A 7,431-nucleotide genomic window follows, 5' to 3' on the forward strand; every position below is an offset into this window, starting at 1 on the left:
CCACCGACTCCTCACCCGCCCCGCCCGCCGACGTGGAGGGTGGCTGCGGCGCCGATCCGGTCGGGCGGGGCGGGTGAGGAGTCGGTGGCGGTGGTGTGAGCGGGGTGCCGTGCCTTGGCCGCCGCCCGCTGAGGTGGTGGGTGGGGCTGCCGGCGCGGCTCCCGGTTACCGGTCTGCGTGCGCGGGCCGCGGTACGCGCGGGGGTGTGGCCGGCGCGGCGGAAGCGGGCGGTTCCGGCGCCGCTGCCGGGGCGGGTGCGGCCGAAGCCGGCGCCGGCGGAGTCGTCGTCGGAGTCGTCGGCGAAGGCGGAGGTGCGAGCAGGGTGCCGCGTACCAGACCGCGTACGGTACCGGCCGCCGCCACCGCCCAGGCGCCCACCAGCAGCGCGTACAGCCCCAGCGCCAGCCACCCCGGGGGCCGCGCGCCGGTGAGTCCGGCCAGCCCGGCCGCCCCGGTGACGCAGGTCCCCACCGGGAAGGTGAACCCCCACCAGGTCATCGCGAACGGCATCCCGGCGCGGGCCGCCCGCACCACCAGGGCGCCGGCGAGCACCAGCCACAGCAGTGCGATGCCCATCACCGGGACCGCGTAGGCCACCGCGAAGTACGCGCCGTGCACCGCTCGCGGCGCCGCCTCGGCCAGATGGTGGGCGACCGTGGCGGACTGCCCCAGCGGCCCCAGCACGAGGAAGAGCGTGGGGGTGAGGGCGATGGCGGGCGGCCCGTACCGCACCAGCCGGGCGAGGACCAGGGGCAGCAGGAGCAGCGTCGCCAGCAGACTCATGCCGAACTGCGCGTAGCAGCCCAGCAGCAGGGCCATCCGCCACTGACCGGCCGGCAGCCAGGGCGCCAGCGCCGGGCCGACCGCCGCAGAGACCATCGGGGCCACCACCGGGAGCAGCCAGACCGCGGAGGCGTCCCGGTCGCCGATCCGATGCCGGGTGATCATCAGGTAGGGCACCCCGACCGCCACCGCCAGCCCGGCCAGTGTCCCGGCCGCCCAGAGCACCGCGGCCGACGCCACCGCGGTCCGCACCCCCAGCACATCGGTGCCCACGGACAGCGCCCCGCCGCCCACCGCGAGCAGCGCCATCGCCATACAGCCGTAGAACGGCGCGACGGCCGGGTCCAGCAACTGCTCCCGGGCCCGGTCGCGGTGGCACACCCAGTGGGTGCCCCGGGCGACCAGCAGCACCCCCAGCGCGACGGCGGACAGCGCCCAGACCGCGGGGAACACCGGGCGGGCCCAGTCGAGCTGGGGGAGCGCGGCCCCGGCGGAGGCCACGATGGCGGTGCCCATCACCGCCGCGTACCAGTTGGGCCCGAGCTGGCGGACCCCGGCCCGCCATCGAGTGCCCAGGCTGGGACGGGAGAGACGGGCGGGGGAGAGAACGGTCATGTCCGCAGCCTGCTGGGCAACCGCCGGAGCCACCAGAGACCTGTGTCCTATGAGGGCATAAGCTGGATTTATGAGTAACCAGCGGCACCCCGCGGACCCCGCCGGCACCCAGCCGACCCCAGGACCCCCGGCGGACACGGGCACCCCAGCGGGCGCGGGCTCCCTGACAACCACAGAGGCCCAGGCAGCCACCACAGACGCCACAGCGGGCATGGAGGCCCTGGCAATCACAGGCACCCCGATGGCCACGGGCACCCCGCCAAGCACAGGCACCCCAGTGGGCACAGGCACCCCGGCCGGTACGGGCCCCCGCCCGACTCCCGGCGCCCCGGTCGCGCACCGGGTGCCCGACCTCGGCGCGCTGGAACTGCTGCTGGCCGTCGCCCGCCTGGGCAGCCTGGGCCGCGCCGCCCGCGAACTCGGCATCACCCAACCCGCCGCCAGCAGCCGCGTCCGCTCCATGGAACGCCAGCTCGGGGTGGCCCTGGTGGAGCGCTCCCCCCGCGGCTCACGGCTCACGGAGGCCGGGGTGCTGGTGACGGACTGGGCCCGGCGCATCGTGGAGGCCGCCGAGGCGTTCGACGCGGGCGTGCACGCGTTGCGCGCCCGGCGCGATTCGCGGCTGCGGGTCGCCGCCAGCATGACCATCGCCGAGTATCTGCTGCCCGGCTGGCTGATCGCGCTCCGCGCACTCCGCCCCGACACTGCCGTCTCCCTGCTCGCCGGCAACTCCGCCGGGGTCGCCGAGCGGCTGCTGACCGGCGAGGCGGACCTGGGCTTCGTCGAGGGCCTGGACATCCCGCAGGGCCTGGACGGCGCGGTGATCGGCCACGACCGGCTGGTGCTGGTGGTGGCCCCCGACCGGCCCTGGGCGCGCCGCCGCCACCCCGTGGACGCCGAGGAACTCGCCGTGGCGCCGCTGGTGCTCCGCGAGCGCGGCTCCGGCACCCGGCAGGTGCTGGACGCCGCCCTGGCGGCCCACGGCGGCCTCGCCGAACCGCTGCTCGAACTCGCCTCCACCACCGCCGTGAAGGCCGCCGCCATCAGCGGTGCCGGCCCCGCGGTGCTCAGCCGGCTGGCCGTCCGCGAGGAACTGGCCGCCCGCCGCCTGGTGGAAGTCCCGGTGTCCGGCATTCGACTCACCCGCGATCTGCGCGCGGTCTGGCCCACCGGTCAACGCCCCGCCGGCCCGGCCCGCGACCTCCTCGGCCTGACCCGCGCCGAAAGCTGACCCGCGGCTGGGACCGCCCCTCACCCGTACGGGCCCGGGCCCACCCGCGCCCAGGCCCGCGGCGCGCCCGCACACCTCCCGCGCCCCGATGGCTCCCGCACCGTGACCGCCGGCCCGGGCGGCCGCCCGCTCCTCACCCCGGATCGCAGCAGCTGTCCCGCCGCAGCTCGTGGCCGATCGCCAGCCACTGCCGCTCGGGGACCGCACCCCGGACCGCCGCACCCGGGGGGAAGGCCTCCACCAGATCGCGCCGCCGGAACGGCACACCGCCGCGCAGCACCGACTCGGTACGCACCAGAGTGTCGAAGTCGGTGAACGGATCGCCGTCCACGACGGTCATGTCGGCCAGCTTCCCCGCCTCCAGGGTGCCCAGGTCCCGGTCCGCGCCGAAGATCCGCGCGGGGAGCACGGTCGCGGTCCGCAGCGCCTCGGCCGGCGACAGCCCGTACCGGTGCAGGGCCCGCAGGGCCATGTGCAGATGGAGTCCGACCGGCACCAGCGGCGCGTCGGTGCCCAGTGCCAGCAGCCCGCCGCCGTCCAGGACCCGCCGGTAGACGCCGATCTCGGTGCGCAGGGTGGCCAGTTGCGCCTCGCTGGGCGGGGTGGCGGCCAGTCGGCGCACCTGAGCGGTGTCCCAGGGCGGCATCAGCCGGGTGACCCGCTCGTCCGCGGCGAGCGAGGGGTCGGCCCCGACCAGCGGGGAGGCGGTGAACGGGGTGGCGATCAGCCGGAACCCGTCGGCCGTGTAGACCTCGACCACGTCCTGGTAGGAGTGGCCGGTCGCGGTGGTGGCGTGCCCGTACTCCAGTCGCTGGGTGGCCTGCAGATGGGTGGTCAGGTCCTGGCCCAGCTGGACTCCCGGAGAGCACAGATGACTGCCGCTGAGCACGCCGAGCCGCCGGTGCCCGAAGCGCGCCGCCTCCTCCATGACCCAGCCCGGGGCGCGTACGTACGTCTTGACGAAGTCCCAGTCCAGCGCCGCGCCCCGGGCCAGGGACCGGCGCAGTCCGGCACGGGTGCGGTGCGCCCGCCCCATGGTGTACGCCACCCGCGCCCCGTCCAGCAGCTCCCCCGCGGTCAGCAGCCGCGGCCCGGCCAGCGCCCCGGCGGCGACCGCCTCCCGGATCCGGGCCTGTTCGTAGGAGGAGCCGCCGAAGGAGACCGCGGTGGTGATGCCGTACGCCAACTGGAGCGCGGTCTGCCGGCCGCCGTAGGTGTACTGCCAGGGGTGGGTGTGGGAATCCCACAGCCCCGGCAGCACGGTGTGCCCGGAGGCGTCGACCCGCCGGCCGCCCACCCGGCCCGCGCGGTGCGGCTCGACCGCGGCGATCCGGCCCCGGCGCACCAGGATGTCCACGTCCTGCCGGACCCGGTCCCCGGTGCCGTCCCAGAACCGTCCGGCGTGCACCACCGCGTCCGGTGGCGTCGGGCGCCGGTGGTCCAGTGGGATCCGGACCGTACGGGCGGTGCCGGCGGCCACATCGAGCAGCCGCAACCGGCCCGAGGACAGGTACAGCACGCTTCCCGAGTCCCCGGACCAGGACGGATGGTCGGCCGGCTCTTCGGTGAGCCGGCGCGGCTCGCCGTCCGGCGTACCGTCCGGCCGCACCGGCAGCAGCCACAGCGCGGACTCCGCGATGACCGCCATCCAGCGGCCGTCCGGGGACCAGACCGGGCCGGAGTCATAGCGGTCGGAGAGCGAGGTGTGCGGGGCGAGCGCGTGCAGCCGGGCGGCCCCGTCCCGGGTGTCTACCACCCGGATCAGGTTGTAGCCCTCGCGGAACCGCTGGTTGAGCCGGTTGCGGTCGCACAGCGCGAGCCAGCGCCCGTCCGGCGACCAACTGGACCGACCGGGCAGCCCACCGCCGCCGAGCGGGGCGGCCAGCACCCGCTCGGCACCCGAGGCGAGTTCCCGCACCACCAGGTTCCCGGAGAGGTCGAGGCAGGCCAGCCGGCCGCCGTCGGGGGAGAGCACCGGGTACACCCGTCCGCCCCCGGCCAGTACCGTCTCCTCGCCGGTGGCCAGCTCTCGGCGGCGCACCGCCGGCAGACCGTCCCGGTCGTCGGCGTACACCAGGGCCCGACCGTCCGGCGACCAGGTGGGGCCCGTCGCATAGCGGGTGGGATCGGTACGCACCACCCGGCGCGGTGGGCGTCCGCCGGAGACATCCGCCGTCCACAGCGAGTCGAGCGCGGCGAAGGCGACCTGCCGGCCGTCCGGGGAGAGCCGCGGCAGATGCAGGGAGCGCACCGGGCGCACCCCGTCCGTCACATCGAGCGCGTCGTACCGCTTGACCGTGAAACGCGGCCGGTCCACCGGCAGCGCGGCCGTGAACGGGATCCGCTCCCCGAGCCCGGCCGCCCCGGGCCGGACGATGCGGAACTGCCCGTCCACCGTCAGCAGCAGCTCCCGCTCCGAGACCCAGCGCGGCGGCACCGGCGACACATCGCCCGCCACCGCGACCGCCGTGCCGTCCACCACCAGCGTGCAGGAGGCGGCGGGCGCCGGGGTGGTGCGCAGATAGGCCAGTCGGCCGCCGGGCGAGACCGTGGGCACCATCACCTGGCCGGCGGCCGTCTCGGCGTGCTCCACCCGCACCGGGCCGCCGCCGTCCGCCGCCACCGAGGCCACGGTGCGGGCCTCCAGCGCCGTTCCGGTCGCCCGCGCGCGGACGAACAGCAGCCGCTCGCCGTCGGGCGACCAGACCGGGTCGAAGTCCTCCCAGGCCCCGTCCTGCACCGGGCCCTGCTGGCCAGGCACCCCGGTGACCCGGGTGAGCCGGCCGGTCGACAGCTCCAGGACCCAGATCCGGTACGGGCTCCCGGCCACCGGGTCGCCACCGCGCTCCGAGGCGAACGCGATCCGGGCACCATCGGGGGACCAGGCCGGACCGCGGTCGTCCCAGGGCCCCTCGGTGCGCTGCCGCAGCCCCGAACCGTCGGGGCGCATCGTCCAGATGTGGAATCCGCCGCCCCGGTACGCGCAGACCGCGATCAGCGAACCGTCCGGCGCGTAGACCGGACGGGTGGGTTCCAGATCGGCCGGGGTGAGCGCGGTGGCCCGCCCGCCGTGCCGGGGAATCGACCACAGCACGTTCTGGACCTCGGCGACCAGCAGGTCACCCGAAGGAGCCAGGGTGGCCGCGCCATTGGTGGCGGCGGTGAAGGAGAGCGTGACCGCCTCGGGCCCGGCGGCGGCCGCGGTGCCCGGCAGGGTGACCGCCGAGGCCGCCGCGGCCCCGCCGGCGGTCGCCTGGAGGAATCTTCGGCGGCTCAGCCCGGAGCCCGGACGGGTGAGGTCCGGACCGGGCCGGTCCGCGGCGGCGGGCGCGTCCGAGTCTGGCGGCGTCTCCAACGGTCCTCCTCGACAGGGGGAGTCGTGCGGCGACGGACGAGGTGCGAGATCGCTGCACTCGTTGCCTACCACGCGCACTCCGTTCCGACACCGGCCCGTCCGCGCCCTTGGCCCGTCCGTCCGCGCCCTTGGCTTATCGGCCGGGCACCGGGAGAGTGTGTGCTTCCGGAACCTCGCCCAGGGGAACAGGAGACAGACGGCATGTCCGGCACCGGCACACCCCACCGCACCAGCCACCTCGACACCTCGGACGGTGCGCGCCTCGCGACGTACACCTGGCTGCCGGCGGACGGGCGGCCTCGGGCCATCGTGCAGATCGCCCACGGAGCGGCGGAACACGCCCTGCGCTACGACCGCTTCGCCCGCCACCTCGCCGAAGCCGGCTATCTCGTCCTCGCCTCGGACCACCGCGGCCACGGAGCCACCGCGCCGAGCACCGGTGGCCTGGGCGTCGTCGGCGAGGGCGACAGCTGGCGCGCCATGGTGGCCGACCTGCGGACCATAGGCGGCCGGGCGCGGACCGAGCACCCGGGCACCCCGCTGGTCCTGCTCGGCCACAGCATGGGCTCGATGCTGGCCCGCGACTACGCCCAGGAGTTCGGCGCCGAACTCGACGGGCTGATCCTCTCCGGCACCTTCCGGTCGCTGCCCGGCGCCGAGACCGCCGAGGTCATCGTGGACCTCGAGCGCGAGATCGCGGAAGGCGGCCGGGACGCCCTGTCCGACTTCGTCCCCACCCTCTTCGCGTCCTTCAACGACCCGTACGAGTCCGACACCGGTTTCGAATGGCTCTCCCGGGACGCCGCCGAGGTCGGCGCCTACGCGGCCGACGAGCGCTGCGGCTTCCCGTTCAGCGCCGGACTCTCCCTGGACTGGGTACGCGCCGTCCGCAAGATCAACGACCCGAGGCACCAGGCCCGCGTCCCCGACCGGCTGCCGGTGCACATCGCGGTCGGCACCGAGGACCCGTGCAACCAGCGGATGACCCTGGTCTACGAACTCCTGGAGGACTTCCGCTACCACGGCACCAAGGACCTCACCTGGAAGAGCTACGCCGGTGCCCGGCACGAGATCCTCAACGAGACCAACCGCGAGGAGGTCCACGCCGACCTGCTGACCTGGCTCGACCAGCACGTACCGGGCCGGGGCTGAGAGGAGGCCGGCCGAGGCGGCCCCCACGCCTGCCGGGGGCGCCGGCTGACGGCTCAGTGCCGACCAGCACATACGGGGCCGGGGCTGATCGGACGCCGGCCGAGGCGGCACCCGCGGCTGCCTGGAGTGCCGTCCGACCTCTCAGCGCCGACCAGCACATTCCGAGCCGGGCCTGATCGGATGCCCGCCGCGGCGGCCCCCGCGGCCGGCCTGGGGTGCCGGCCGACCGGTGAACGTCCGCTCAGCGCGCCTCCACCGCTGCCCCCGCCGAACCCCCGGAACCCCCGTTCAGGAA

General features: G+C 75.9%; 4 protein-coding genes. 2 read left to right on the forward strand and 2 right to left on the reverse strand.

Annotation, left to right across the window (positions count from 1 at the left end; translation table 11 throughout):
• Positions 1 to 165 precede the first annotated feature (165 nt).
• The gene (locus E4099_RS25985) at positions 166 to 1,398 is read right to left on the reverse strand and encodes a TDT family transporter (RefSeq protein ID WP_135341548.1); all 1,233 of its coding nucleotides are present in this window, start codon (positions 1,396 to 1,398) and stop codon (positions 166 to 168) included.
• A 241-nt stretch (positions 1,399 to 1,639) separates the two neighbouring features.
• On the opposite strand from E4099_RS25985, the gene E4099_RS25990 reads away from it, so the two are divergent.
• On the forward strand, positions 1,640 to 2,629 hold the full coding sequence (locus tag E4099_RS25990) for a LysR family transcriptional regulator (RefSeq protein ID WP_135341549.1): 990 nt from the start codon (positions 1,640 to 1,642) through the stop codon (positions 2,627 to 2,629).
• A gap of 133 nt (positions 2,630 to 2,762) precedes the next feature.
• Here the strand turns inward: E4099_RS25990 and E4099_RS25995 are convergent, their stop codons facing one another.
• On the reverse strand, positions 2,763 to 5,906 hold the full coding sequence (locus E4099_RS25995) for an amidohydrolase family protein (RefSeq protein WP_245245179.1): 3,144 nt from the start codon (positions 5,904 to 5,906) through the stop codon (positions 2,763 to 2,765).
• Between the two features lie 279 nt (positions 5,907 to 6,185).
• Here E4099_RS25995 and E4099_RS26000 point away from each other — a divergent pair, with 279 nt between their 5' ends.
• Entirely contained in the window at positions 6,186 to 7,136 is a 951-nt protein-coding gene (locus tag E4099_RS26000; RefSeq protein ID WP_135341551.1) for an alpha/beta fold hydrolase, read from the forward strand.
• Positions 7,137 to 7,431 lie beyond the last annotated feature (295 nt).

The sequence above is a fragment of the Streptomyces palmae genome (assembly GCF_004684805.1).
Lineage (GTDB): Bacteria > Actinomycetota > Actinomycetes > Streptomycetales > Streptomycetaceae > Streptomyces > Streptomyces palmae.